The sequence below is a fragment of the Phycicoccus duodecadis genome (assembly GCF_002846495.1).
Lineage (GTDB): Bacteria > Actinomycetota > Actinomycetes > Actinomycetales > Dermatophilaceae > Phycicoccus > Phycicoccus duodecadis.
Genome location: NZ_PJNE01000001.1, coordinates 3392571 through 3418300, shown reverse-complemented (window position 1 = coordinate 3418300; position 25730 = coordinate 3392571). Strand labels below are relative to the sequence as shown.

19 protein-coding genes and 3 rRNA genes are annotated in these 25730 nt (G+C 71.7%); 3 read left to right on the top strand and 19 right to left on the bottom strand.

Annotated features, from left to right (window positions below; genetic code table 11):
• Positions 1 to 57: 57 nt before the first annotated feature.
• On the bottom strand, positions 58 to 783 hold the full coding sequence (locus tag ATL31_RS15850; protein ID WP_101396922.1) for a VOC family protein: 726 nt from the start codon (positions 781 to 783) through the stop codon (positions 58 to 60).
• 137 nt (positions 784 to 920) lie between these two features.
• Here ATL31_RS15850 and ATL31_RS16480 point away from each other — a divergent pair, with 137 nt between their 5' ends.
• From ATL31_RS16480 to ATL31_RS15830, 3 genes are read left to right on the top strand one after another with little or no spacing between them, the layout of a single operon-like run.
• Entirely contained in the window at positions 921 to 1820 is a 900-nt protein-coding gene (locus ATL31_RS16480) for a hypothetical protein (RefSeq protein WP_158239860.1), read from the top strand.
• Positions 1817 to 3367 carry an insulinase family protein gene (locus tag ATL31_RS15835; protein ID WP_143598413.1) on the top strand — a complete coding sequence of 517 codons (1551 nt, stop codon included), beginning with the start codon at positions 1817 to 1819 and terminating at the stop codon, positions 3365 to 3367. Before ATL31_RS16480 ends, ATL31_RS15835 begins: the two co-directional genes overlap by 4 nt.
• A gap of 59 nt (positions 3368 to 3426) precedes the next feature.
• A complete protein-coding gene (locus ATL31_RS15830; RefSeq protein ID WP_101396916.1) occupies positions 3427 to 4920 on the top strand; it encodes a hypothetical protein in 1494 nt (497 codons plus the stop codon).
• A 21-nt stretch (positions 4921 to 4941) separates the two neighbouring features.
• On the opposite strand, the gene ATL31_RS15825 is transcribed toward ATL31_RS15830, so the two are convergent.
• The 18 genes from ATL31_RS15825 to ATL31_RS15740 all read right to left on the bottom strand — a co-directional run bounded on the left by ATL31_RS15825 (position 4942) and on the right by ATL31_RS15740 (position 25525).
• Complete coding sequence (locus ATL31_RS15825) at positions 4942 to 5427, bottom strand: YchJ family protein (RefSeq protein ID WP_245862565.1); 486 nt, start codon at positions 5425 to 5427, stop codon at positions 4942 to 4944.
• Positions 5428 to 5502: 75 nt separating this feature from the next.
• A complete protein-coding gene (locus ATL31_RS15820) occupies positions 5503 to 6156 on the bottom strand; it encodes an NUDIX domain-containing protein (protein ID WP_101396914.1) in 654 nt (217 codons plus the stop codon).
• Positions 6149 to 7861 (bottom strand): CTP synthase, encoded by a 1713-nt coding sequence (locus ATL31_RS15815; RefSeq protein WP_101397750.1) that lies wholly within the window; start codon positions 7859 to 7861, stop codon positions 6149 to 6151. The genes ATL31_RS15820 and ATL31_RS15815 overlap by 8 nt, the downstream gene beginning before the upstream one ends.
• Positions 7862 to 7955: 94 nt before the next feature.
• The gene (locus ATL31_RS15810) at positions 7956 to 9035 is read right to left on the bottom strand and encodes a glycosyltransferase family 4 protein (protein WP_101396912.1); all 1080 of its coding nucleotides are present in this window, start codon (positions 9033 to 9035) and stop codon (positions 7956 to 7958) included.
• Positions 9032 to 10663: a murein biosynthesis integral membrane protein MurJ gene (gene murJ / locus ATL31_RS15805; protein WP_143598412.1), complete on the bottom strand. Its 1632-nt coding sequence runs from the start codon at positions 10661 to 10663 to the stop codon at positions 9032 to 9034. Before murJ ends, ATL31_RS15810 begins: the two co-directional genes overlap by 4 nt.
• Positions 10660 to 11496, bottom strand: a complete 837-nt coding sequence (locus tag ATL31_RS15800; protein WP_101396908.1) for a hypothetical protein — start codon at positions 11494 to 11496, stop codon at positions 10660 to 10662. Before ATL31_RS15800 ends, murJ begins: the two co-directional genes overlap by 4 nt.
• Positions 11493 to 12452 (bottom strand): copper transporter, encoded by a 960-nt coding sequence (locus ATL31_RS15795; protein ID WP_158239859.1) that lies wholly within the window; start codon positions 12450 to 12452, stop codon positions 11493 to 11495. Before ATL31_RS15795 ends, ATL31_RS15800 begins: the two co-directional genes overlap by 4 nt.
• Positions 12449 to 13627, bottom strand: coding sequence for a putative cytokinetic ring protein SteA (gene steA / locus ATL31_RS15790; RefSeq protein WP_245862561.1), 1179 nt, complete (start codon positions 13625 to 13627; stop codon positions 12449 to 12451). The genes ATL31_RS15795 and steA overlap by 4 nt, the downstream gene beginning before the upstream one ends.
• 23 nt (positions 13628 to 13650) lie before the next feature.
• Positions 13651 to 15339, bottom strand: coding sequence for a DNA repair protein RecN (gene recN, locus ATL31_RS15785; RefSeq protein WP_101396902.1), 1689 nt, complete (start codon positions 15337 to 15339; stop codon positions 13651 to 13653).
• Positions 15336 to 16277: an NAD kinase gene (locus tag ATL31_RS15780; RefSeq protein ID WP_101396900.1), complete on the bottom strand. Its 942-nt coding sequence runs from the start codon at positions 16275 to 16277 to the stop codon at positions 15336 to 15338. Before ATL31_RS15780 ends, recN begins: the two co-directional genes overlap by 4 nt.
• Positions 16274 to 17089 carry a TlyA family RNA methyltransferase gene (locus ATL31_RS15775; protein WP_101397748.1) on the bottom strand — a complete coding sequence of 272 codons (816 nt, stop codon included), beginning with the start codon at positions 17087 to 17089 and terminating at the stop codon, positions 16274 to 16276. Before ATL31_RS15775 ends, ATL31_RS15780 begins: the two co-directional genes overlap by 4 nt.
• A 1-nt stretch (position 17090) precedes the next feature.
• Positions 17091 to 17300 (bottom strand): hypothetical protein, encoded by a 210-nt coding sequence (locus ATL31_RS15770; protein ID WP_101396898.1) that lies wholly within the window; start codon positions 17298 to 17300, stop codon positions 17091 to 17093.
• Positions 17297 to 18187, bottom strand: coding sequence for a DNA-binding protein (locus tag ATL31_RS15765; protein ID WP_101396896.1), 891 nt, complete (start codon positions 18185 to 18187; stop codon positions 17297 to 17299). The genes ATL31_RS15770 and ATL31_RS15765 overlap by 4 nt, the downstream gene beginning before the upstream one ends.
• Before the next feature lie 41 nt (positions 18188 to 18228).
• The gene (locus tag ATL31_RS15760; RefSeq protein WP_101396894.1) at positions 18229 to 19170 is read right to left on the bottom strand and encodes an HAD-IIA family hydrolase; all 942 of its coding nucleotides are present in this window, start codon (positions 19168 to 19170) and stop codon (positions 18229 to 18231) included.
• Complete coding sequence (locus ATL31_RS15755; protein WP_101396892.1) at positions 19167 to 19898, bottom strand: tetratricopeptide repeat protein; 732 nt, start codon at positions 19896 to 19898, stop codon at positions 19167 to 19169. The genes ATL31_RS15760 and ATL31_RS15755 overlap by 4 nt, the downstream gene beginning before the upstream one ends.
• Before the next feature lie 454 nt (positions 19899 to 20352).
• Positions 20353 to 20469: ribosomal RNA gene (gene rrf, locus ATL31_RS15750) — 5S ribosomal RNA — on the bottom strand.
• Between the two features lie 74 nt (positions 20470 to 20543).
• Positions 20544 to 23661, bottom strand: a 23S ribosomal RNA gene (locus tag ATL31_RS15745).
• Positions 23662 to 24001: 340 nt separating this feature from the next.
• Positions 24002 to 25525: ribosomal RNA gene (locus tag ATL31_RS15740) — 16S ribosomal RNA — on the bottom strand.
• The 16S, 23S and 5S rRNA genes sit together here, the layout of an rRNA operon.
• Positions 25526 to 25730 lie beyond the last annotated feature (205 nt).

Below are 25730 nucleotides of genomic sequence, written 5' to 3'. Positions count from 1 at the left end.
CCGGCCCAGTCTACGGAGGCCCGACGCCGGCGCCGAACGGGTTGCCGGGGGCGCCGCTCAGGGCCGCCGGGCCGGGAGCAGGCAGAGCTCGTTGCCCGAGGGGTCGGTGGCCAGCCGCCACGGCAGTCGGCCCCATCCGGGCTCCCACTCCCGGCCGCCCAGCTCGACGACCCGCGCCACCACGGCGTCCTCGTCGTCGCCGGCCTCGAGCCGGACGTCGAGGTGCATCCGGTTCTTCAGAGCCGCGTCCTTGGGCGCGGCCTCGGGGCACAGCTCGAGCAGCGGCCCGAGCCCGGACGGGTGCTGGAGGGCCGTCAGCGGGCTCCCGGGCACCGGCCGCCAACCCGTGAGCGCGGCCCAGAAGGCGGCGTCACGCGCGGGGTCGGTGCTGCTGAGCGGGAGCGCGGCCACGGCGCCCGCACCGGCGTACTCGGGCCGCTCCTCCATGACACAGAACGGGTTGCCCTCGGGGTCGGCCAGCACCACCCACGGCACGTCGCCCTGCCCGATGTCGAGGGGGCGCGCCCCCAGCGCCAGGGCCCGCTCGACGACCTCGCCCTGGCGCGTGCCGCCGGCGACGTCGACGTGCAGCCGCGGCGCGGGCGCGACGGGCTCGGGCACCGACGGGAAACACAGGTCGAGGACCGGGCCGCCCGGCACGGCCAGCCGGCTCTCGACCAGGTCGGGCCCGTCGGTGAGCGGCTCGGCGCCGAGGAGGCCCTGCCAGAACCGGCCCAGGAGGCGCGGGTCGTGGGCGTCGAGGCTGACGTTCTCGAGGTACATCCCGCTGTCGTACCACCCGGCCCCGACAGCCGCGTGAGACTACCCTTCGGCGGTTCGGCCGAGGCCCCCGGCACCTTCGGCCACCAGTGCCGCCGACTCGCCGCGGACGCGGCGTTCGCCGCCATAGGATGCCCGCGATGTCACTCCCCGGCCCTGTCCCAGTCTTCGACCCCGGAGAGATCTTCCCGGACCTCGAGGAGCTTCGAACCCGAGCCACCGACGGCGATCTCCCGGGCGCCCTCGAGCGCCTCGTGGCGGTCGGGCGCGGTTCCGCGTCCGACCAGGTCATGGCCTTCGACGTGCTCGCCGAGAGCGAGGCGCTCGACGGCCCCCTCGCCGCGCACCTGGCCGCGCACCCCGACGACCGCACCGCGCGCCTGCTCGCGTGCCTGCGCCGGGTCCGCGCCGGCTCCGACCGCGCCTCGGCCCTCGCGGCCGAGCAGGACCTCATCCGGCTCGTGGCCGAGGACCGCTCCGACGCCACGGCCTGGTTCGTCCGCCTCGTCACCGCCGCGGCCGCCGGGCTCGGCCCGAGCGAGACCCGCCGCCGCTACGAGCGTCTGCGCGAGCTGGCCCCCGAGCACAGCGTCGCGCAGCGGCTCATGCTCCGGGCCCTGGTGCCGGCGCCCGGGGGCGCCTGGGACGAGGTCCTGGCCCACGTCCGCAGCGCGACCGCGGGCGCACCCGACGGCAGCCCCGACTGGGGCCTGGTGCCGCTGCTGCACCTGACCCGCTGGCACGTCGAGAGCCCCACCGGCGAGACCGACTACCTGCGCCAGCCCGAGGTCCGCACCAAGCTCGAGGAGGCCTCCGAGCGCTTCACGGCCGCCCCCTGCACCTCCCCCTACGCCGCCGTCGAGGTCCACACCGACTTCGCCGTCGTCACGGCCCTGGCCGGTCAGCGCGGCCGCTCGATGAAGCACTTCCGCGCGCTCGGCCCCGCCCTCGCCCCGGGCGCCTGGGAGCTCGCGGCCGCCCACCGCGAGGACCTCGAGACCGTCCGCGGCGCCGCCGTGGCCGAAGGAAGGCGTCGATGAGCGTCACCGAGACCACGGTCGACGGCATCCCGGTCTTCGTCGCCGACCGCGACGACGGCCTCTGCAGCGGCGGCCTCATCTTCCGCGTGGGCTGGGCCGACGAGACGCTCGCCGTGCGCGGCCTCACCCACCTGGTCAGCCATCTCGCGCTGCACCAGGTCGTCGTCGGCGACCCCCACCAGAACGTCGAGATCCACGACCGCTACACCCACGTGTACGCGCAGGGCTCGGCCCAGCAGGTGGCCAACGTCCTCAACGGCGTCTGCGCCAACCTCCAGCAGCTGCCCACCCACCGCATCGCGCTCGAGAGCGACGCCCTGCGGGCCGAGGAGGCCCGCCGCACCGAGGAGCGCCGGGCCTCGCCGCTGCTGCGCTACGGCGCCCAGGGCTACGGGCTGGCCTCCTTCCCCGAGCTCGGGCTGCCCGGCATCGACGCCGATCTCGTGCAGCTCTGGGCCGATGCCGCCTTCACCCGTGAGAACACCGTGGCGTGGCTGGCCGGTGACATCGCGCCCGGCTCCCTGAAGATGCCGCTGCCCGAGGGCGAGCGCTCGACCCTGCCGGTCGTCACGACCGCGTTGGGTCAGGCGCCGATGTGGTTCCGCGACAGCACCACCGACACCCTCGTGGTCTCGGGGGTCGTGACCCCCGGCCCGGCCGCGGTGGTCTACACGATGCTGCTCGGCCGCGCCCTCGACCGCGACCTGCTGGACGGCGACCGGATCAGCCTCAGCGCCTCGGCCACCCTCGAGGTGCGCGACGCCGAGGCCGCCATCGTCACCATCACCGCCGACTGCCTGTTGCAGCACCGCGGCGGTGCACTCGTCGGAGCGGTCGTCGACGCCATGGCGCGCCTGCGCTGGGGCCCGCTCGGCGCGGCCGAGGTCACCTACGCCGCCCGGGCGGCCGCCGAGACGCACCGCGCCGCCGACGCCACCCCGGACGCCGCGCGCCGGCGCGCCCTCGACCGCGTCCTCGGCCTCGCGTCCGAGGGGCCCGCGTGGGGGCCCGGCGACTTCGCCGGCATCACCCCCGACCAGGTGCGCGCCGTGGCCGAGGAGCTGCACGCGAGCGCGCTGGCGCAGCTGCCCGACCTCGGGCTCGACTGGGCGGGCTGGAACCAGATCCCGATGCACTCGCCCCGCACGGTGGCGGGCACCGAGTACCCGGGGCGGGGCTACTCCGACGCCGTGCTGGTCGTCGGCGACGACGGCGTGATGGTGCGCACGCCCCGCTCGCGCTCGACGGTGGCCTTCGACCAGGTGGCGATCATGCAGGCCTACGAGGACGGCGGGCGCTGGCTGGTCAGCACCGACGGCTTCCAGGTGCAGGTCGAGCCGACGATGTACGAGCTCGACGACGCCGCCATCGCGGCCATCGACGCCGCGGTCGACCTCGCCCGCGTCGTCCGGCTGTCCGCGCGCCGGCCCGAGGACCTCCCGCAGCCGCGGGACACCACCCCCGAACAGGACGCGGCCGCGAGCCCGGAGCAGCGCCGCGCCGCCCGCGACCGGCGGTCCTGGCTGCGGCGCGTCACCGGTCGCTGAGCCTCGCACGGGGGCCATGGCGTGCGACGGTAGGGACGTCCCGTCCGTCTGGAGGCCCTGTGACCAGCCCGTTCCCGCGCCGGGCCGCGCTGCGCGGCGTGGCCCTGGCCACCCTGGGCGCGGCGGTGGCCGCGGGCTGCACGACCCAGGCCTCCGGTACCGGCGGCCCCACAGGGTCGGGCACCCCGACGTCGGCGCCCCCGACCCCCCCGGAGCCCTCGGCCCCGGCCCGGCACGAGCTCGTGGTCCACCCCGACGGCCGGGTCGGCGTCCTCGACCCCGACACCGAGCCCACCGTGGCCGCCGGCCGGGCGCTGCTCGAGCGCTGCACCGCGGTGGTCGTCACCTCCCCGGCCGGGGCCGACGTGGCCACCGGCCTGCGCGTGGCCACCGCCCTCGGCCTGCCGCTGCTGCTCGACGGGCCCGACCTCGCCCAGGAGCTGCGTCGTCTGGGGGCGCGCACCACCGTGCGGGTCGACCGCACCACCCTCGGCACTCCCGACGTCCCCGGCCTCCCGCCCCTCCCGCCCGAGACCCCGGCCCGGCTGGTGCTCGCCCCGGGGGCCGTCGTCCCCCGGGTCCTCGCGCCGATGCTGGCCGCCACGGGCGCGCGCACCGTCCGGCTGGGCTCCACCGACCCGCGGGTGCGCCCCGCCGACATCGCCGCCCTGCGCGACGCGCCGGTGGCCACGGTCCTGGGCCTCGGCGCCCTCGGCCCGCACTTCGCCCAGCGGGTGCGTACCGCCCGCACCGCCGCCACGCTGCCGGGTGGCGGGCTGCTCCCCCTGACCGGTCGCCGGATGGTCGCGCTGTACGGGCACCCCAGCACCCCGGCCCTCGGCCTGCTGGGCGAGCAGGGGCCGGCGGCCGCGGTGACCCGCGCCCAGGCGACCGCCCGCGCCTACGCCCGGCTGTCCGACGTCCCCGTGGTGCCCGCCTTCGAGCTCATCGCCACCGTCGCGTCGGGGTCGGCCGGCGGCGACCACCTGTACTCGCGGCGCACCGCCGTGTCGGTGCTGGCGCCGTGGGTCGCGGCGGCCCGGGCGTCGGGCGTCTACGTCGTCCTCGACCTCCAGCCCGGGCGGGCCGACTTCCTGTCCCAGGCGCGCGTCTACGAGTCGCTGCTGCGCGAGCCGCACGTCGGGCTGGCCCTCGACCCCGAGTGGCGTCTGGGGCCCCACGAGCAGCCGCTCGAGCAGATCGGCCACGTGGGGGTCGCCGAGGTCAACGCGGTCGGGCGCTGGCTCGCTGCGCTGGTCCGCCGCCACGACCTGCCGCCGAAGGTGCTCACCCTGCACCAGTTCCGGGCCTCGATGGTCCGCGACCGCGAGGACCTCGACACCGGGCTCGACGAGATCCAGTGGCTGGTGCACGCCGACGGCCAGGGCAGCCAGCCGGCCAAGCGGGCCACCTACGCGGCGGTGCGGCGCGGACTGCCGCCCGGCGTGCGGCTCGGCTGGAAGAACTTCGTCGACGAGGACTCCCCGATGCTGACCCCGGCCCAGACGCTGGCTCAGGTGCGCCCCGCCCCCTCGTTCGTCAGCTACCAGTGACCGGCCACGCCCCGGGCGCCGTCACCCGGGCGAGCCGGGCTCCGGACCCACGTAGAACCACCGGCCGGCGCGGCGCTCGAAGCGGCTGCGCTCCTGCACCTCACCCCGCTGGCGGGTCCGGCCCTCCCCCGCGAGCCAGGTGGCCCGGAACTCCACGACGCCGCTGTCGTCGCCGGCCGCACCGCCGACCACGTCGAGGACCTCGAGCCCGGCCCACCGCACCCACGGCTCGGGGTCGACGCTCTCGGGGCGGGTCCGCGGATGCCACGTGACGAACAGGTGCATCCCGTCGGCCAGGGCGTACGCGGTGTAGCGCGAGCGCATCAGGCGCTCGGCGGTCTCGGCCCGGCGCTCGCCCTCGATGACCGGGCCGCAGCACTGGGCGAAGGACGCGCCCGGGGGCACGCCGCCGCAGGGGCAGGGGCCGGTGGGGTCGAGGGTGTCCTCGCTGCCGGACACCTTGAGCCAGGCCTGCGACCCCCTGCCGTTCCCGAAGGTCTCGGCCACGAGGTCATCCTCCCACGTCGTCCTGGGCGTCACAGGGGGGACGTACCCCGCCGGGGGGCTCGGTACTCGCGGCGGTCAGGAGCGGGTGCGCCCCGGGCTGCGCTCCGGCCACGGGGCGTCCGCCGGCCGCAGGCCCCGCCAGCCGCGGGCTCGGCACGCGTGCGCGGCCAGCACGGCGATGACCAGGGTGGGGCTGTGCAGCCGCCCGTCGAGGACCCCCTCGACCAGCGCCTCGAGCGGGACGCGGCGCTGCGGCATCCCCAGCTCCTCGCCGTGGCGCTCGAAGCGGTCGGCGTGGGGCACGTCGGCCAGGTCGCGCGCCAGGAAGATGCGCAGACTCTCGCTGGAGCCGCCCGGCGAGGACCAGTGGTCGACCAGGGTCGCCCAGGAGCCGGCGGTCAGGTCCGCCTCCTCGTGCAGCTCGCGGGCCGCGGTCACCTGCGGGGGCTCGCCGTCGACGTCGAGCAGCCCGGCCGGGATCTCCCAGTCGAACGCGCCGACGGGGTGGCGGTACTGCTGGATGACGACGGCGCGGTCGTCGTCGTCGAGGGCCAGCACGGCCACGGCGCCGGTGTGGTCGACGAAGTCGCGGGTGACGACGCCGGCCTCGCCGAGGTCGACGCGCTCGCTGCGCACGTCCCAGACCCGCCCCTCGAACGAGAGGGTCGACTCCAGCACCGGGCGGCGCTCGAGCCGGTCGCGCAGCAGGTCCTCCCCCGGGTCAGGCACGCGCGTCGGCGGGCTCGACGACCCGCGGCCGCTCGACCTCGACGAGCCGGGCGGCCCGCTGCTGCTCGATGGCCGCACCGACCAGGCCCGCGAACAGCGGGTGCGCGCGGGTCGGGCGCGACTTGAACTCGGGGTGCGCCTGGGTCGACACGTAGTACGGGTGCACCTCGCGCGGCAGCTCCACGAACTCGACCAGGCCCAGCTGGGGGTGGGTCCCGCTGATGACGAGCCCGGCGTCCTCGAGGGCCTCGCGGTAGGACTCGTTGACCTCGTAGCGGTGGCGGTGGCGCTCGTCGGCGAAGGTGGCTCCGTAGGCGCCGGCCACGACCGAGCCCTCGCGCAGCGCGGCGCGCTGGGACCCCAGCCGCATGGTGCCGCCGAGGTCGCCCGCGCCCTCGACGAAGGCCTTCTGCTCCTCCATGGTCGCGATCACCGGCGCCGGGGTGTCGGGGTCGAACTCGGTCGAGCTCGCGCCCTCGATGCCGGCGACGGCGCGGGCGTACTCGATGACCATGCACTGCAGGCCGAGGCAGATGCCGAGGGTCGGGACCTGGCGCTCGCGGGCCCACCGCAGCGCGCCGACCTTGCCCTCGATGCCGCGTACGCCGAAGCCGCCGGGCACCAGCACGGCATCCACCCCGCCGAGGGCCTTCTGGGCGCCGGCCTCGGTCTCGCACGAGTCCGAGGGCACCCAGCGGATGCGGACCCTGGCGTCGTGGTGGAAGCCGCCGGCCCGCAGCGCCTCGGTGACCGACAGGTAGGCGTCGGGCAGGTCGACGTACTTGCCGACCAGCGCCACCTCGACCTCGTGCTCCGGCTGGTGCACGCGTTGCAGGAGGGTGTCCCAGTCGGTCCAGTCGACGTCGCGGAAGGTGAGCCCGAGGCGGCGGATGACGTAGGCGTCCAGACCTTCGCGGTGCAGGACCTTCGGGATGTCGTAGATGCTCGGGGCGTCGACGGCGGCCGCGACGGCCTCGGTGTCGACGTCGCACATCAGGCTGATCTTGCGCTTGATCGACTCGGGGATCTCGCGGTCGGCCCGCAGCACGAGGGCGTCGGGCTGGATACCGACCTGGCGCAGCGCCGCGACCGAGTGCTGGGTCGGCTTGGTCTTCAGCTCGCCGCTGGGCGCGAGGTAGGGCACGAGCGAGACGTGCAGGAAGAACACGTTGTCGCGGCCCAGGTCGTGGCGCACCTGGCGGGCGGCCTCGAGGAACGGCAGCGACTCGATGTCACCGACGGTGCCGCCGATCTCGGTGATGATGATGTCGGGTGCCTCGGCGTCCGAGACCCCGGGCGAGCCGGCCGCCTGGGCCCGCATCCGCTCCTTGAGCTCGTTCGTGATGTGCGGGATGACCTGCACGGTGTCGCCGAGGTACTCGCCGCGGCGCTCCTTGGTGATGACCCGGTTGTAGACCTGGCCGGTCGTCACGTTGGCGCTGCCCTTGAGGTTCACGTCGAGGAAGCGCTCGTAGTGGCCGATGTCGAGGTCGGTCTCGGCCCCGTCGTCGGTGACGAACACCTCACCGTGCTGGAACGGGTTCATCGTCCCGGGGTCGACGTTGAGGTAGGGGTCGAGCTTCTGCATCGTCACCCGCAGCCCGCGGGCCCGGAGCAGGTGCCCCAGGCTCGAGGCGGTGAGCCCCTTGCCGAGCGAGGAGGCGACGCCTCCGGTCACGAAGATCTGTTTCGTCGTCTGGAGCACCACGGGCTTCAACGATACGTCATCGGGCGCGCCCCCGGTCCGGCGACGCACCGGACGGGGTCCCGGGATCCCACCGCGCGCACGCGGACGGCCCTCAGGAACCCGTGCGGGCGAGGGCGTAGGCGGTCTCGGCGGCGGCCAGGGCGTCGGCCTCGGACGGCAGCTCGCCCGCCCGTTCGACCGCCTTGGACCTCAGGTCGTCGCGCACTCCCCCGTGGGTGACGACGTCGCGGATGCCGCGCGAGAGCGACACCGGGTCGCCGCCCGGGACGAGGATGGCGGCGTCGCCGACGACCGCGTGGGTGCCCCCGACATCGGTCGCCACGATGGCGGCGCCGGCGTGCAGGGCCTCCTGGAGCCCCACGGGCTGGCCCTCCCACACCGCGCTCGAGACGACCACGTCGGCGGCGGCCAGCAGGTCGGGCACGTCGTCGCGGACTCCGAGCAGGCGCACCGGCAGCCGCTCGGCGTCGATGCGGGCCTGGAGCCGCGCCCGCAGCGGGCCGTCGCCGGCGACCACCGTGACCAGGTCGAGGTCGCGCAGGTCCCGGTGGGCGTCGAGGAGGAGGTCCAGGCCCTTCTGCGGCGCCAGGCGGGCCAGGACGACGCCGAGGCAGGTCCGCGCGTCGAGGCCGAGCTCACCGTGCACCGTGTAGCGGTCGCCCGACGGCAGCCGGCGGGGCGGCGCCGGGACCACGGCCAACGCGGTGTGGGCGGCGCCGAGGGCCTCCATCCGCTGCACCAGGTCGGCCGAGACGCCCAGCACCACGCGCGAGCCGCGGGCCACCACCCGCTCGAGCCCGGCGTAGACCGCGCCGGTGAGCAGCCCGGTGGGGGCGGCGTTGTGCAGGGTGGTGACGACCGGGGTGCGCGAGCGGGCGGCGGCCAGGACCGCGACGGCCCCCGCGCGCAGGCCGTGGGCGTGCACGACGTCGGCCCCGGCCACCAGCGGCACCAGGTCGCGTATCGCGCGCGCGTCGCGACGGGGGTGCGGCCGGTCGGTGACCTCGACGGGCGAGACGGTCGCGTGCTCGCCCAGCGCGAACGTCTCGGCGACGGCGGCCGGGGCGGCCACCATCACCAGGTGCCCCGCCCCGGCCAGCAGCCGTGCGAGGCCTTGGACGTGGCGGCCCACCCCGCCGGCGCTGGTCCCGAGCACGAGCAGCACCTTCACCCGCCCTCCCCTCCCCGACGCCGCGAGCGGCCGCCGTCGCGCATCTGGCCCATCATCGTCCGGTCACCGTAGAAGACGGTCAAGAGCCCCGTGACGAGGGCGAGCGCCCCGGTGGCCACCCCCCAGAGGGCGGCGTCGGCCAGACCGTCGTAGCTGCGCCCGCGGGTGACGAGGTCGCCGACCAGCACGGCCAGCGCCACGGCCACCACGACGGCGCCGAGCGTGCGGGCCATCCCTCGCGTGACCTCCGGGCCCCAGGCGCGGCGGACCAGCAGCACCAGCAGGGCGGCCGACAGGGTCATCCCGAGGGTCGACGAGAGACCGAGCCACCGCAGCGTGGTCAGGGCGCCGCGGTCGGGCCCGACGAGCACCAGCGGCAGGACCGCGGCCACCGCCCAGCCGAGGGAGACGGCGAACGCGGCGTCCAGCGGGCGGCCGCGCACGTACAGCGCCCGGGTCAGCAGCGCCGTCAGCCCGAAGCCGACGACGCCGGGCGCGTAGGCGGTGAGGGCCGGCGCCAGCGCGGCCAGGGCGTCCGGGCTGGAGCCGTCGGGCCCCTTGTTGGCGTCGAGGGCGCGGAAGAACGCGCCGACCGTGGGGGCGGCCGCGATGAGCACCCCGGCCGCGACCCCGCACAGTACGAGGACGGCGCGCAGCGACCGGGCCAGGGTGCCGGTGACGTCCTCGCCCGCCCCGGTGCGGGCCGCGAGCGCCGGGAACGCGCTGGTCGCCACCGGTACCGCGAGGACCGCGTAGGGCAGCAGGTACACGGCCTGCACGTACTGGTAGACGGTGAACGACCCGCGGGTGCCCGAGTGGTTCGCCAGCCAGACGGTGGCCAGGACGGCCGCCTGCTGGGCGCCGAGCGCGAGCACCCCGGCGCCGGCCAGCGCACCGATGCGCCGGGCGTCGTCGGGGTCGAGGCGCAGGCCCGGCCGCCACCGCCAGCCGGTGGCCAGGGCGGGGACCAGCAGGGGCAGCGACAGCACGACGACGCCGAGGGTGGTGCCCCAGCCCAGGACGGCGACGGCCCGGTCGCCGACCGACGACGGTGACACCGCGCCCCCGGTCAGGGAGCCGTACCAGAGGTAGGAGCCGAGGACCACGACCGACGAGACCAGCGGGGCCAGGGCGGCGGCCAGGAAGCGGCGGTGGGCCTGGAGCAGGCCGGCCAGGATGATGCCCACGCCGTACAGCGGCACCTGCACCGCGAAGATGCGCAGCAGCGTGGTGCCGAGGGCCTGGGCGCGCGGGTCGAAGTCGTCGACCAGCCACCCGGCCAGGACCGGGGCCGCGAGCGCGAGCAGCAGCCCCAGCGGCACCAGCACCACCAGGGCCCAGGTGAGCAGCACCGAGGCCAGGCGGTCGGCGTGCTCACGCTGCCCGGCCCCCAGCCGGTGCGCGATGAGCGGCACGGCGACGGCGGCGAGCACCCCGCCGGCGGCCACCTCGAACAGCACGTTGGGCAGGGCGTTGACGCTCTGGTAGATCTCGCCCACACCCCGGGCGCGCACCGAGTCGGCGAAGACGAGGATGCGGGCGAACCCGGCCACCCGCGACACCATCGTGACGAGGGCGATGAGTCCGGCGGCCCCGGCGACACCGGAGGCCAGGCGGCGGCGGGTCATCGGGTGGGCCGGCCCCACGCGTCGAGCTCGCGCAGCCCCGGGGTCGACTCGATGACCGCGGTGAAGCTGACCCGCTCGGACGCCAGGGTCAGCGCCGTCAGGACGCCGAGGGCCACCAGCCGGCCGGAGCGCCCGGTGGTGCCGAGGAGGGCCGTGCCGAGGAGGGCGCCGGCGGCGTTGGCCCCGGTGTCGCCGAGCATCGCGCGCCCGGCGAGGTCGTCGCGCAGCACGCCGAGGGAGGCCCCCACGGCGGCCGACGCCTGCACGCGGGGCGCGCGGCGGCCCGCGGCGCCGGCGAGGAGGAGCGGAGCGGCGGCGAGCAGGGTGGCCTTGAGGGCTCGGCCGGGGCGCAGGTCGAGGAGGTTGACCAGGTTGGCGGCGCCGGCGACGACCGCACCCCCGACGAGGGTGTCGACCACCCCCAGGTCATCGCGGCCGCGGTCGGCCAGGGCGGCCGCGGCCAGGCCGGTGAGCCCGATGCCGACGACCTTGACGGCCCCGGTGGTCAGCTCGCCGCGGGCGGCCGCTCCCAGGTGGCCGCGCAGGCCCTTGGACGAGCCGTCGCCGGCCAGGTCGTCGAGGGCGCCCAGCGCGCCGGAGCCGGCGACCGCGAGCAGCCCCGCGGGCCCGCCCAGCGCTGCGCCGGCGGCGGCTCCGGCCACCCAGGCCGGACCTTCGAGCAGCGTCACGTCGCTACCGGCGTGGTTGGTGCGGCGCCAGCGCGCGCCGGTGACGCTGCGCGTGAGCAGCCGCAGGCCCAACCCGGCCGTGACCGCGGACGTGACCGCGGCCAGGGCTCCGGCCGCCGCGACCGGGCGACGGGGTGGGCTCACGTCCCCGGGACCGGCGCGTAGGCGGCGTCGGCGCGCGGGCCGAGCCCGTACTGCCCGGCGCTGCCGCCGTTCTGCTCGGCGAGGCCGAAGACGACGCTCGCGACGCCGGTGGGGCTCGCCACGTCGTCGACGCCCGACACTGCCTTGGAGACGGCGGAGTCCTCGCGCAGGGTGGTCAGCACCGAGGTGCCGGTGGGTTCGGACTCGATGTCGGCGGCGACGACGACACCGCGCGAGCGCGCATCGAGGGCCGCGGCCAGACCCACCCAGCGCTGCGCGGTCCCGGTGCGTACCTGTTCGGAGCCGTCGGTGACCGCCCCCGACAGGACGACCACGAGCTCGGCGCGGGTGAACGCGGGAGCGTCGATGGAGAGCAGCCCGCCGTCCGCCAGTGTCTGCAGGGCGGCGCGGGCGGTCTCGTCGTCGGGGCCGCTGTCACCCGCCGGGGCGGTGCGGGTGAGCAAGGTGGCGAGCAGCACGTCACGGGGAGTGAGCGCTGCCGCCGACCCGGGGTCGACGGCGGCGTCCTTCGCCGCCTGCTGCACCAGGCGGTCGCGGGTGCCGGCGACCTTCTGGTTGGTCGACACCCAGTCGGCGCTGACCGACGTGGTCGACGCGATGCGGCCGCCGGCGGCGTCGACGGCCTCGGTGACGGCCTCGCTCGCGGCGGCGTCGGCGCCCGGGAGCACCACGAGGGCGACGGTGCGCTCGGTGAGCGTCCCGGCGAGGACGCGGGACGAGACCGCCGCCAGGTAGGCGTCGCGCTGCTCGACCTTCGCCTGGAGCGCGTCGCGCTCGGTGTTGAGCTGGGCCTTGTCGTCACGCAGCCCCGCGATCTCGTTCTGGAGGGTCGAGCCGATCTCACCCTGCAGGGGCCCCGCGCCCAGGACGATACCCACGGCGAGCGCGAGGAAGATCGAGACGATCGAGACGATGTGGTAGCGGAAGTCGATCACGGCAGGACTCCTTGGACGGCCGCCCAGACGTCGTCGACCCGGGCGGCGAGGACCTCGAGCATCGCGCGGCCACCGTCGGTGGACCACAGCGCGGCCCCGAGGGCCAGCACGGCCACGAGGAGCATCAGCACGACGCTGAACGAGGAGATGCGGTTGCGGTAGAGGCGGCTCACGCCCTTGGCGTCGACGAGCTTGCCACCCACCCGGAGGCGGGTGAGGAAGGTGCTGGCCATCCCCTGCCGCCCCTTGTCGAGGAACTCGACCAGCGTCACGTGGGTGCCCACGGCCACGATGAGCGAGGCACCCTTGTCGTCGGCCAGGAGCATCGCGACGTCCTCGCTGGTACCCGTGGCCGGGAAGACGACGGGCTCGACGCCGAGCTCTCGCACCCGCTCGAGCCCCGGCGCACGGCCGTCGCGGTAGGCGTGCACGACGATCTCGGCGCCGCTGCGCAGGGCACGGTCGCTGACCGAGTCCATGTCGCCGACGATGAGGTCGGGCGAGTGACGGGCCTCGATGAGGGCGTCGGCGCCGCCGTCGACCCCGATGAGGATCGGCTTGTACTCGCGGATGTAGCTGCGGAGGGTGTCGAGGTCCTCTTTGTAGTGGTAGCCGCGCACGACGATGAGCGCGTGCCGACCGTCGAGCTCGGTGCGGATGTCGGGGACGCCGACCCCGTCGAACAGCAGCTCGCGCTCCTTGCGCAGGTAGTCCATCGTGTTCTCGGCGAAGGCCTCGATCTCGGCCGACAGCCCCGCGCGCGCGAGGGTCATCGCCTCCTGCACCGCGTCGGGGTCGAGCAGGCTGCCGCCGCCGACGGGCCGGTCGCCGTGCAGCAGCAGGCCACCCTCGATGCGCAGCGGCGCGCCGTCCTTGAGCGCCATCACCTCGGGCCCGGCGCGGTCGACCAGCGGCACCCCGGCGGAGACGATGATCTCCGGGCCGAGGTTGGGGTATCGCCCGGAGATCGAGGGGGCGGCGTTGACCACGAAGGCCGGGCGGCACGCCACGAGCGCCTCGGCGCTGACCCGGTCGATGTCGAGGTGGTCGATGACCGCGACGTCGCCGGGACGCAGCCGCTTGGTCAGGTTCTTGGTCCTGCGGTCGACGCGGGCGGGACCCGAGGATCCCTCGGAGGGGTCCCGGTCACGACGGGAGAGCAGGCGGATGGACATCTGCACCATCGTGCCACGCCGGGTCAGCCGCGGGCACGCGCCATCAGGTCACGGGCGTGGTCGAGCGCGGCGTCGGTGCCGGAGCCGCCGAGCATCCGCGCCAGCTCGGTGACGCGGTCCTCGCCGCTGACCTCGTGGACCATGCTGCGGGTGACCTGGCCGTCGTCGGACTTCTCGACCACGAGGTGCCGGTCGGCGTGCGCGGCGACCTGCGCCAGGTGCGTGACGACCACGACCTGCGCGTGGCGGGCGAGCTCGGCCAGCCGGGCACCGACGTCGAGCGCGGCGCGCCCGCCCACCCCGGCGTCGACCTCGTCGAAGACGAAGGTGGGGACCGATGCGGTCTCCTGGGCGGTGGCGACCTCGATCGCCAGCATGACCCGCGAGAGCTCACCACCCGAGGCGGCCTTGGTGACCGAGCGCGGGGTGGTGCCGGGGCCGGCGGCCAGGCGCACCTCGACGACGTCGGTGCCGTCGGGCCCGAAGCGGCCGGCGTCCTCGACCGCCACGGTGACCGTGGCCGAGCCCATCGCGAGATGGCCGAGCTCGGTGGTGATGCGAGCGCCGAGCGCGTCGGCAGCGGCGGCTCGGGCGGCCGTGAGCGCCGCGGCGGCGTCGGCCCGCGCCGCGGTGAGGGCGACCGCGGCTGCCTCGAGGTCACCGATCCGGTCCCCGGTGCCCTCGAGCTCGGTGACGCGGGCGGCCGCCTCGCGCCCCCAGGCCAGGACGTCGTCGACACCCGGCCCGTAGAGGCGGGTCAGGTCGGTGAGCGCTGCGCGCCGCTGCTCGACCTGGTCGAGGCGGGCGGGGTCGACGTCGGCATCGGCCAGGTAGGAGCCGAGGTCGGCGGCGACGTCGGCGGCGAGGTAGCGCAGCTCGTCGACGCGGGTGCCGAGTGCCGCCAGGGCGGGGTCGTTGTGGGCGGCGGTGGCGATGCGGCTCGAGGCGTCGGCCAGGGCCTCCAGGACGCCGGGGGCCGCGTCGGTGGCGTCGTCGGCCCCCGCGAGGGCATCGTGCGCTCCCCCGGCCGCCGCCCGCAGCTCCTCGGCGTGGCCGAGCCGCTCGGACTCGGCGCGCAGGGCGTCGTCCTCACCGGGCTGGGGGTCGAGGGCCTCGATGCGCTCGAGCCCGATGCGCAGGGTCTCGGCCTCGCGGGCTCGCTCGGCGGCCGCGGCCCGCAGCGCCGCGAGCTCGTTCTCGGCCGCGGTGAGCTCGGCGTGCAGGGCCCGGTAGGACGCCAGCGGCTCGGCCACCGCGCCGCCGCCGTAGGCGTCGAGGACCTCGCGATGCTCGTCGGTGCGCCGCAGCCGCCACTGGTCGGCCTGCCCGTGCACGGCCACGAGATGCTCGGCGAGCTCGGCCAGCACCCCGACCGGCGCCGCCCGCCCGCCCACGTGGGCCCGCGACCGTCCGTCGGCCGCCACCGAGCGCACCAGGACGAGCCCGTCGCTGACGTCGGCGCCGGCGTCGGCCGCGCGGAGCAGGGCCGGATGGCCGTCGGGCAGGGCGATGACGCCCTCGACGACGGTGCGCGCCGCGCCGGAGCGGACCAGGCCGGAGTCGCCGCGGCCGCCGAGCAGGAGCCCGAGACCGGTCACGACCATGGTCTTGCCGGCGCCGGTCTCGCCGGACAGCACCGTGAGCCCCGCGTGCAGCGGCAGGACGGCCTCGTCGATGACCCCGAGGTCGCGGATGCGGATCTCCTCGATCACCGCGCCACGTCCTCCCCGTCGTCGCGCTGGCGGCGGGCCGCGCCCCGCCAGCCGTGGACGGGGAGGTCGAACTTCTCGACCAGGCGGTCGGTGAAGACACCCTGCGACAGGCGGGCCAGGCGCACCGGCAGCGCGGAGCGGGTGACCTCGACCTGCGCTCCGGGCGACAGCCCGACCGCGCGCCGCCCGTCGCACCAGAGCACCGCGCCGGCCTCGGCCTGCGGCAGCAGCTGCACCGCGAGGTGGGACTGCGGGCCGACGACGACCGGGCGCGAGAACAGCGCGTGGGCGCTGATGGGGACCAGCAGCAGGGCCTCGACGTCGGGCCAGACCACCGGGCCGCCGGCCGAGAAGGCGTACGCGGTGGAACCGGTGGGTGTGGCCATGACGATGCCGTCGCAGCCCCAGGTGGACAGCGGCCGACCGTCGATCTCGACGGTGAGCTCGAGCATCCGCTCGCGGGACGCCTTCTCGACGGTGGCCTCGTTGAGGGCCCAGGACGAGAACACCTCGTGGCCGTCGACCCGGGCCACCACGTCGAGGGTCATCCGCTCCTCGACGGTGTAGTCGCGGGCGCAGATGCGCTCCACAGTGGCGTCGAGGTCCTCGCGCTCGGCCTCGGCCAGGAAGCCGACGTGCCCGAGGTTGACCCCGAGAAGGGGTGCCCCGGAGCCGCGGGAGATCTCGGCACCGCGCAGGATGGTGCCGTCGCCGCCGAGCACGCAGACCAGCTCGCAGTCGAGGTCGGTCCTGGTCTCGTCGACGCAGCCGACGCCGTCGACGGCGGCCAGTGGGGTCTCGCCCGCGAGGTCGGCCGACGGGGCGCAGACCCCGATGCCGGAGGCCAGCAGCCGGGTGGCGACGGCCGCGGAGAGCTCCTGGGCGTCGCGACGGCTGGCGTGGGTGACGAGCAGGACGCGGCGCGGCGCTGGCGTCATCGTCGGGCTCCTCGGTGTCGGGGGGTGGCCGCATGCACGGCGTCGCGGACCTCGTCCTCGGTCATTGTGTCCGACGGGTCCGACCGTACCCACAGGAGGTACTCGACGTTGCCCGTCGTCCCCAGGAGCGGGCTGGGCGCCACGGCCCGCACGTGCAGCCCTGTCCGCGCGAAGGCCGACGTGACCGCCAGCAGGGCGTCGCGCCGGTTCCCGGGGTCCCCGACGACCCCGCCGCGCCCCAGCCGGTCGCGGCCGACCTCGAACTGCGGCTTGACCAGCGCCACGAGGTCACCGTCGGGGCGCAGCAGAGCGGCGAGCTCGGTGGCCACCAGGGTCAGCGAGATGAACGACAGGTCGGTGACGACGACGTCGAAGGGTCCTCCGACGGCCGCGGGGCCGAGGTCGCGCACCGAGGTGCCCGGGCGGTCGTCGACGCGTGGGTCGTCGGCCAGCTCACGGACCAGCTGATCGTGCCCGACGTCGAGCGCGACGACGTGGGCGGCCCCGTGGTGCAGCAGGACCTGGGTGAAGCCCCCCGTGGACGCGCCGACGTCGATGCAGCGACGCCCCGCCACGACGAGGCCGGATTGCCCCCAGCCCTCCAGGGCCGCGAGCAGCTTGTGGGCCCCCCGGCCCACCCATCGGGGGCCGTCGTGCTGCACCGACAGGGCGCTCGCCGCGTCGACGGGCTGGGCCGGCTTGCGCGCGGGTACACCGTCGACCCGGACCAGCCCGTCGGCCACCAACGTCTGCGCCTCCCCCCGCGAGCGGGCCAGACCCCGGCGCACGAGCTCGGCGTCGAGCCGGGCGATGTCAGCCGCCGAGGTCGCCGAGACGCGAGCGGAGCGTCTGCTGCACGTGCTCCCCCGCGGCCAGCTGGCCGTCGAGGTCGTCGGTCGGGACGGCGGCCAGGTCACGCAGGGCCGCGTCCACCAGGATGTCGCCGGTCTCGGGTGCCTCGACGGCCTCCTCGGCCGGTGCCTCGTCGTCCGCGAGCGTCTCGTGGTCGGGGGTCTCGGTCACGCCGACGACCCCGTCGTCGGGGCGGTCGTCGCGGTGTCGTTCGAGGTCGCGGTGGTCGGCGTCGCCGAGGCCTTCTTCGCGGGGACCTTCTTCGCGGGGGCCTTCTTCGCGGGAGAGGTCGTCCCGGTCGAGGCCTTCCGCGCGGTGGCCTTGGTCGCCGAGGTCTTCGTCGCGGTGGCCTTGGTCGCCGAGGTCTTCTTCGCGGTGGCCTTGGTCGCCGAGGTCCTCTTCGCGGGCGACGTCGTCCCGGTCGAGGCCTTCCGCGCGGTGGCCTTGGTCGCCGAGGTCTTCTTCGCGGTGGCCTTCGTCGTCGAAGCCTTCCGCGCGGTGGCCTTGGCCGCCGAAGCCTTCGTCGCAGGTGCGGCCTTCGACGCTGCCCCCGCCGTCGTCGCGGCGGCCTTCGTCGCGGTACCGGCGGCCGACGCACGCTTCTGGGCGGCCTTCTTCACCGCAGCCCGGGTGGGACGCGGTGACGCCGGGGCGGCGGTCCGCACCGGGGGCGACGCGGCGGCCGGGGCGCCGGACCCGCTGTGCACCAGGCCGGCTCGCGTCCCTACCGCGCGCGCCAGCTCGTCGACCTGGGTGGCCAGGCCGGTCACGGTCGCGGCCAGTGCCTGCATGTCGGCGACGACGGCACCGGCGTCCAGCCGTTCGACGGCGGCTTCGACCTCACGCTGTACGAGGGCGACCACCTGGTTGCGGTTCTCCTCCGCGGCCCGCAGCAGGTCATCGGCCAGACGGCCCACCTGCTTGGCCATCTTCTTCGGTGACGCTTCGGACCCGGCGATCGCCACGAGCTCCTGGGCTGCTTCGACGGCACGGGCCCGGGTGACCTCCCCGAGACCGACGGCGAGCTCGACGTACGCGCGGATGGATCGTGTGACCATGGGTTCCTCCTGGAGCCGGGGCGACCTGCAGGGGTGTCACGCTACTCGGCGTGCAGGTCCGCCAACATCCGGCGCGCGGTCTCGCGCAGCGCCGCCGCCCGCTCCCCCGCCCCGTCGTCGGCAGCACGGTGCACCGCCGCGACGGCCGCTGCGAGGTCCGCCAGCGAGGGTGAGCCGTCCTCGGGATCGCGGTGCAGCCAGCGCAGATCGGGGGCGACGAAGGTCGGTCGGCGCTCCGCGGGCGCGTCGAGGACGGCGTCCAGGTCGTCGACTCCCGTCAGCACCAGCAGCGAGTCGGCGCCGGCGCCGACCGCGCCCTCGATGTCGGTGTCGAGGCGGTCACCCACCGCCAGCAGACGATCGGCCGCGACGTCGAGCCGCTCGGCAGCCAGCAGGTAGAGCGGCGGATGCGGCTTGCCCGCCACCGCGTCGGGGTTACGCCCCACGGCCCGGGCGACCGCCGCCACCAGCATGCCGTTACCCGGCGCCACCCCACGGTCGGTCGGCAGGGTGGCGTCGGTGTTGGTGGCCACCCACCGCGCTCCGTCCTCGACGGCGTACGCGGCCTCGGCCAGGTCCGTCGCCGTCACCCCGGCGCCGTACCCCTGGACGACCGCCGCGTAGCCGAAGCCGTCATGGTCACGCGGGGCGACGCCGACGAAGCCCGCCGCCTCGAGCGCGACGACCACACCCGGGCCTCCGACAGCGAGCACCCTCGAGCCCGCCTCGGCGTCGCGGACCAGGAGCCACGCCGCGGCGTCGCTGCTGGTGACCACCTGCTCGGGGGTGCACCCGAGCCCGAGCTCTTGGAGGTGGGCAGCCACGTCCGCCGGCGGCCGCGAGGCGTTGTTGGTGGCGTAGACCACCGGCACGGTCAGTGCACCGAGCGCGTCGACGGCATGCGGGACCGCCGCCGGGCCGCGGTACACCACGCCGTCGAGGTCGCACACCAGCGCGGCGTACCGCGCGGCGAGGCTGGTCACGCCGGCGTGGGTCGGCCGTCGCCCTCGGCCGACGGCGGCTCCGGCGACGGCACCACGTCGTCCTCGTCCGGCCCGAGGTCGGTGAGGTCGATGCCGTCGAGCTCGTCGAGGCGCTCGACCGCGTCGGTCTCGTTCTCGATGTCGCCCTCGACCGCCTTCTGGAACCACTCCCGCGCCTCGTCGACGCGGCCCAGTGCCACCAGGGTGTCGGCATAGGCGTAGTGCAGACGGTGCACGCCGGCCTTGGACCCGCGCTTGAGAGCAGGGACCTGGAGGGCGAGCAACGCGGCGTCGAGCTGGCCGAGGTCGCGGCGGACACCGGACACGACGATCGCGAGCTCGAGCCGCTCGTCGTCCGCGAGCGTCCGCGCCTCCGGGGTGGCGGCGAGCTCGAGGGCCCGCGAGTGCCGACCCAGCCCCCGCTCGCAGTCGACCATCAGGGGCAGCAGGTGCGAGGAGCCACTCAGCCGCCGCACAGTACGGAACTCGTTCAGCGCACGCGCGAAGTCACCCATGCGGTACGCCACCATCCCCAGGGCCTCGCGCGCCGCGGGAACGCGGCCGGCGCGGCGCACGGCGGTCTCGGCGTGCGCGAGGGCGGCCTCGATGTCGTCCGCCTCGAGCTGCACCGCCGCCATCACCAGATGTTTGGCGACCCCCTCGGCGTTCTCCTTCGAGAGGGTGCGCAGCTGGACGTGCACCGAACGGTCGAGCTCCTTGCCGGTCACCTCGTCAGGGATACGCGGCTCGGGAAGCCGCGGGCCCTTGGGCGTGAGGCGGGACGAGCCGCGCTGCTGGTCGCCGGCCGCGCTCGGGCCGTCACGTCGCGGTCCGCGGTCGTCACGGGCGCCGGGCGGTCGGCCCCCGTCACGACGCCGCGGGTCAGCACCACGGCCGGCATCCGAGGATGGACCGCCTCGACGGTTCGCCGGGGGCCCGTCCTGGCGGCGCGGCCCACCGCCGCCACCCCGCTGCCCGTCGGGCCGCCCGGATCCTGCGCCTCGCGGGCGCTGCTGGTCGTCTGCCACGGATGGTCCTTCCTCGTCCTGCTGGGCGGCCCGTGCCGCGGGTGTCAGTCTACGAAGGCCAGGGCCGAAAGCGTCACCGCCGTAGCCGGCCTCTTGCCGGAAATGGACATGAGAAAGGGCCCGTCGCGAACGACGGGCCCTTTCTGGAAAGTATGTCCGGCTGCGTCCTACTCTCCCACACCGTCACCAGTGCAGTACCATCGGCGCTGAAGGGCTTAGCTTCCGGGTTCGGAATGGAGCCGGGCGTTTCCCCTTCGCTATGACAGCCGAAACTCTATGGAGATGTCAGTCTTCCCGACCGTATCTCGGGAACTGCACAGTGGACGCGAACAAAAGTCTTGAGTGTGAGTCAAGTTATCGGCTTATTAGTACCAGTCAGCTACATGCATTGCTGCACTTCCACATCTGGCCTATCAACCCGGTAGTCTAGCCGGGAGCCTCTCGGGGTAAACCCCATGGAAACCTCATCTTGAAGCGTGCTTCCCGCTTAGATGCTTTCAGCGGTTATCACTTCCGAACGTAGCTAATCAGCGGTGCCCTTGGCAGGACAACTGACACACCAGAGGTTCGTCCATCCCGGTCCTCTCGTACTAGGGACAGCCCTTCTCAAGTTTCCTACGCGCACAGAGGATAGGGACCGAACTGTCTCACGACGTTCTAAACCCAGCTCGCGTACCGCTTTAATGGGCGAACAGCCCAACCCTTGGGAGCAACTCCACCCCCAGGATGCGACGAGCCGACATCGAGGTGCCAAACCATGCCGTCGATATGGACTCTTGGGCAAGATCAGCCTGTTATCCCCGGGGTACCTTTTATCCGTTGAGCGACGGCGCTTCCACAAGCCACCGCCGGGTCACTAGTTCCGACTTTCGTCCCTGCTCGAGATGTCTCTCTCGCAGTCAAGCTCCCTTGTGTACTTACACTCGACACCTGATTGCCAACCAGGCTGAGGGAACCTTTGAGCGCCTCCGTTACATTTTAGGAGGCAACCGCCCCAGTTAAACTACCCACCAGGCACTGTCCCTGATCCGGATCACGGACCGAGGTTAGATATCCAGAACGACCAGAGTGGTATTTCAACGTTGACTCCACACACACTGGCGTGCATGCTTCACAGTCTCCCACCTATCCTACACAAGCCGTACCGAACACCAATACCAAGCTATAGTAAAGGTCCCGGGGTCTTTCCGTCCTTCTGCGCGTAACGAGCATCTTTACTCGTAGTGCAATTTCGCCGAGTTCGCGGTTGAGACAGTGGAGAAGTCGTTACGCCATTCGTGCAGGTCGGAACTTACCCGACAAGGAATTTCGCTACCTTAGGATGGTTATAGTTACCACCGCCGTTTACTGGGGCTTAAATTCTGAGCTTCGACCCTAAGATCTAACCCGTCCTCTTAACCTTCCAGCACCGGGCAGGCGTCAGTCCGTATACATCGTCTTGCGACTTAGCACGGACCTGTGTTTTTAGTAAACAGTCGCTTCTCCCTGGTCTCTGCGGCCCTTTCCCCTAGGACGTGAAGTCCTTCAAGGTCTGGGCCCCCCTTCTCCCGAAGTTACGGGGGCATTTTGCCGAATTCCTTAACCACGATTCACTCGATCGCCTTGGTATTCTCTACCTAACCACCTGAGTCGGTTTGGGGTACGGGCGGCTAGAACCTCGCTAGAAGATTTTCTTGGCAGCATAGGATCACCCTGCTTCCCGCATACGCGGTCACTATCAGGTCTCAGGATATGTGTGACACGGATTTGCCTATGTCACTCCCTACACCCTTGGACGTGGACTACCATCGCCACGCGGAGGCTACCTTCCTGCGTCTCTCCATTGCTTGACTACTACAACCTAGGGTCGCGCGCTCCACTCAGGTCGTCACCCGAAGGATCAGACAAGAGCTTCAGGCGCTTAGCATCAGAAGGTTCGTCATGGGCGGTTCTTCGCCGGTTCCGGAATATCAACCGGATGTCCATCGACTACGCCTGTCGGCCTCGCCTTAGGTCCCGACTTACCCAGGGCAGATTAGCTTGACCCTGGAACCCTTGGTTATTCGGCGGACGGGTTTCTCACCCGTCATTCGCTACTCATGCCTGCATTCTCACTCGTGTGGCCTCCACAGCTGGATCACTCCGCCGCTTCCCTGGCCACACGACGCTCCCCTACCCATCGACACGCTTGGACCGTGAACCCTCAGGTGTCACGGCCGGGCAATATGTCAATGCCACAGCTTCGGTGGTGTGCTTGAGCCCCGCTACATTGTCGGCGCGGAATCACTTGACCAGTGAGCTATTACGCACTCTTTAAAGGGTGGCTGCTTCTAAGCCAACCTCCTGGTTGTCAATGCAACTCCACATCCTTTCCCACTTAGCACACGCTTAGGGACCTTAGATGGTGGTCTGGGCTGTTTCCCTCTCGACTACGGAGCTTATCCCCCGCAGTCTCACTGCCACGCTCTCACTTACCGGCATTCGGAGTTTGGCTAACGTCAGTAACCTGGTAAGGCCCATTAGCTATCCAGTAGCTCTACCTCCGGTAAGAAACACGTGACGCTGCACCTAAATGCATTTCGGGGAGAACCAGCTATCACGGAGTTTGATTGGCCTTTCACCCCTACCCACAGCTCATCCCCTCAGTTTTCAACCTAAGTGGGTTCGGTCCTCCACGACGTCTTACCGTCGCTTCAACCTGGCCATGGGTAGATCACTCCGCTTCGGGTCTAGACCCAGCGACTCATTCGCCCTATTCGGACTCGCTTTCGCTACGGCTTCCCCACACGGGTTAACCTCGCCACTGAGCACTAACTCGCAGGCTCATTCTTCAAAAGGCACGCTGTCACCCCACAAGGAGGCTCCAACGGATTGTAGGCACACGGTTTCAGGATCTATTTCACTCCCCTCCCGGGGTGCTTTTCACCTTTCCCTCACGGTACTTGTTCACTATCGGTCACCAGGGAATATTTAGGCTTAGCGGGTGGTCCCGCCAGATTCACACGGGATTTCTCGGGCCCCGTGCTACTTGGGATGGTTCTCTGGAGTTCGCGTCATTTCGTCTACGGGGGTCGCACCCTCTGTGCCGGACCTTTCAATGTCCTTCGACTATGGCGCGAATTTTTGACTCCATGTCAGCTTGTCAGCACTGACTGAGAAGTCCCACGACCCCGACCATGCAACGCCTGACAGCTATCACACATGATCGGTTTAGCCTCTTCCGCTTTCGCTCGCCACTACTCACGGAATCGCGGTTGCTTTCTCTTCCTGTGGGTACTGAGATGTTTCACTTCCCCACGTTCCCTCTACCCGCCCTATGTGTTCAGGCGGGAGTGACTGGACTTGCCTCCAGCCGGGTTTCCCCATTCGGAAATCCTCGGATCACAGTCTGGTTATCGACTCCCCGAGGCTTATCGCAGATTCCTACGTCCTTCTTCGGTTCCTGGTGCCAAGGCATCCACCGTGTGCCCTTAAAAACTTGAGCCACAAAGATATAAGATGCTCGCGTCCACTGTGTAGTTCTCAACATACGGGCGGGCCTTCGTCGGTCTCGGCGCCTACCGGCAATGCCGGCGGTTCGTCCGCAACGAAGGTCCTGGGCCGTAACGGCCTGAGGTGAGCGTTTCCGCCCGAGCCCTCAGGACCCAACAACGTGTCAGGCACTGTGCCTCACCCGGTCGTTGTCCACTCTCCCGAAGGAGCTGTACTGACGAACCGGCCGAAGCCCAGTGCCAAATAATCGATGTTCCACCCTTGAGCTCCTGGTGCTCGACATGTGCGAACAAACCAGGCTCTGGATCGCAGTTGCGACCAGTGCTCCTTAGAAAGGAGGTGATCCAGCCGCACCTTCCGGTACGGCTACCTTGTTACGACTTAGTCCCAATCGCCAGTCCCACCTTCGACGGCTCCCTCTCAAAGAGTTGGGCCACCGGCTTCGGGTGTTACCGACTTTCGTGACTTGACGGGCGGTGTGTACAAGGCCCGGGAACGTATTCACCGCAGCGTTGCTGATCTGCGATTACTAGCGACTCCGACTTCATGGGGTCGAGTTGCAGACCCCAATCCGAACTGAGACCGGTTTTTTGGGATTCGCTCCACCTTGCGGTTTCGCAGCCCTTTGTACCGGCCATTGTAGCATGTGTGAAGCCCAAGACATAAGGGGCATGATGATTTGACGTCGTCCCCACCTTCCTCCGAGTTGACCCCGGCAGTCTCCTATGAGTCCCCGCCATTACGCGCTGGCAACATAGAACGAGGGTTGCGCTCGTTGCGGGACTTAACCCAACATCTCACGACACGAGCTGACGACAACCATGCACCACCTGTATACCGACCTTGCGGGGCACCCATCTCTGGGTGTTTCCGGTATATGTCAAGCCTTGGTAAGGTTCTTCGCGTTGCATCGAATTAATCCACATGCTCCGCCGCTTGTGCGGGCCCCCGTCAATTCCTTTGAGTTTTAGCCTTGCGGCCGTACTCCCCAGGCGGGGAACTTAATGCGTTAGCTGCGGCACGGATCTCGTGGAATGAGACCCACACCTAGTTCCCAACGTTTACGGCGTGGACTACCAGGGTATCTAATCCTGTTCGCTCCCCACGCTTTCGCTTCTCAGTGTCAGTTATGGCCCAGAGACCTGCCTTCGCCATCGGTGTTCCTCCTGATATCTGCGCATTTCACCGCTACACCAGGAATTCCAGTCTCCCCTACCACACTCTAGTCTGCCCGTACCCACTGCAAGTCCGGGGTTGAGCCCCGGATTTTCACAGCAGACGCGACAAACCACCTACAAGCTCTTTACGCCCAATAATTCCGGACAACGCTCGCACCCTACGTATTACCGCGGCTGCTGGCACGTAGTTAGCCGGTGCTTCTTCTGCAGGTACCGTCACTTTCGCTTCTTCCCTGCTGAAAGAGGTTTACAACCCGAAGGCCGTCATCCCTCACGCGGCGTCGCTGCATCAGGCTTTCGCCCATTGTGCAATATTCCCCACTGCTGCCTCCCGTAGGAGTCTGGGCCGTGTCTCAGTCCCAGTGTGGCCGGTCGCCCTCTCAGGCCGGCTACCCGTCGTCGCCTTGGTGAGCCATTACCTCACCAACTAGCTGATAGGCCGCGAGTCCATCCCAGACCGAAAAACTTTCCAGACGGTAGAGATGCCTCTCCGTCTCGTATCCGGTATTAGCTCCGGTTTCCCGGGGTTATTCCAGAGTCTGGGGCAGGTTACTCACGTGTTACTCACCCGTTCGCCACTGATCCGGTAGAAGCAAGCTCCCACCTTCACCGTTCGACTTGCATGTGTTAAGCACGCCGCCAGCGTTCGTCCTGAGCCAGGATCAAACTCTCCGTTGATGTTTGACTCTCGGCAGAACCGAGAAATCGTTACCCTGTGGAGGGTTGTTTCACTGGCTGAGCACGAACAACCAGCTTTCGCTGTTGTTCGTTGTCCAACCAAAGGATTTTCGTGCATCGATCCGTCTCACCGGCCTGTGGCCGGCTCCTCCGGGACGATGCGACGAGGTAATTGGCATCGATTTTTGACACGCTGTTGAGTTCT

Coding starts and splice junctions, on each gene's coding strand:
- ATL31_RS15765 (WP_101396896.1), bottom strand. CDS start 18,187: ATGGTCACACGATCCATCCGCGCGTACGTCGAGCTCGCCGTCGGTCTC.
- murJ (WP_143598412.1), bottom strand. CDS start 10,663: ATGACCCGCCGCCGCCTGGCCTCCGGTGTCGCCGGGGCCGCCGGACTC.
- ATL31_RS15850 (WP_101396922.1), bottom strand. CDS start 783: ATGTACCTCGAGAACGTCAGCCTCGACGCCCACGACCCGCGCCTCCTG.
- steA (WP_245862561.1), bottom strand. CDS start 13,627: ATGTCCATCCGCCTGCTCTCCCGTCGTGACCGGGACCCCTCCGAGGGA.
- ATL31_RS16480 (WP_158239860.1), top strand. CDS start 921: ATGTCACTCCCCGGCCCTGTCCCAGTCTTCGACCCCGGAGAGATCTTC.
- ATL31_RS15835 (WP_143598413.1), top strand. CDS start 1,817: ATGAGCGTCACCGAGACCACGGTCGACGGCATCCCGGTCTTCGTCGCC.
- ATL31_RS15780 (WP_101396900.1), bottom strand. CDS start 16,277: ATGACGCCAGCGCCGCGCCGCGTCCTGCTCGTCACCCACGCCAGCCGT.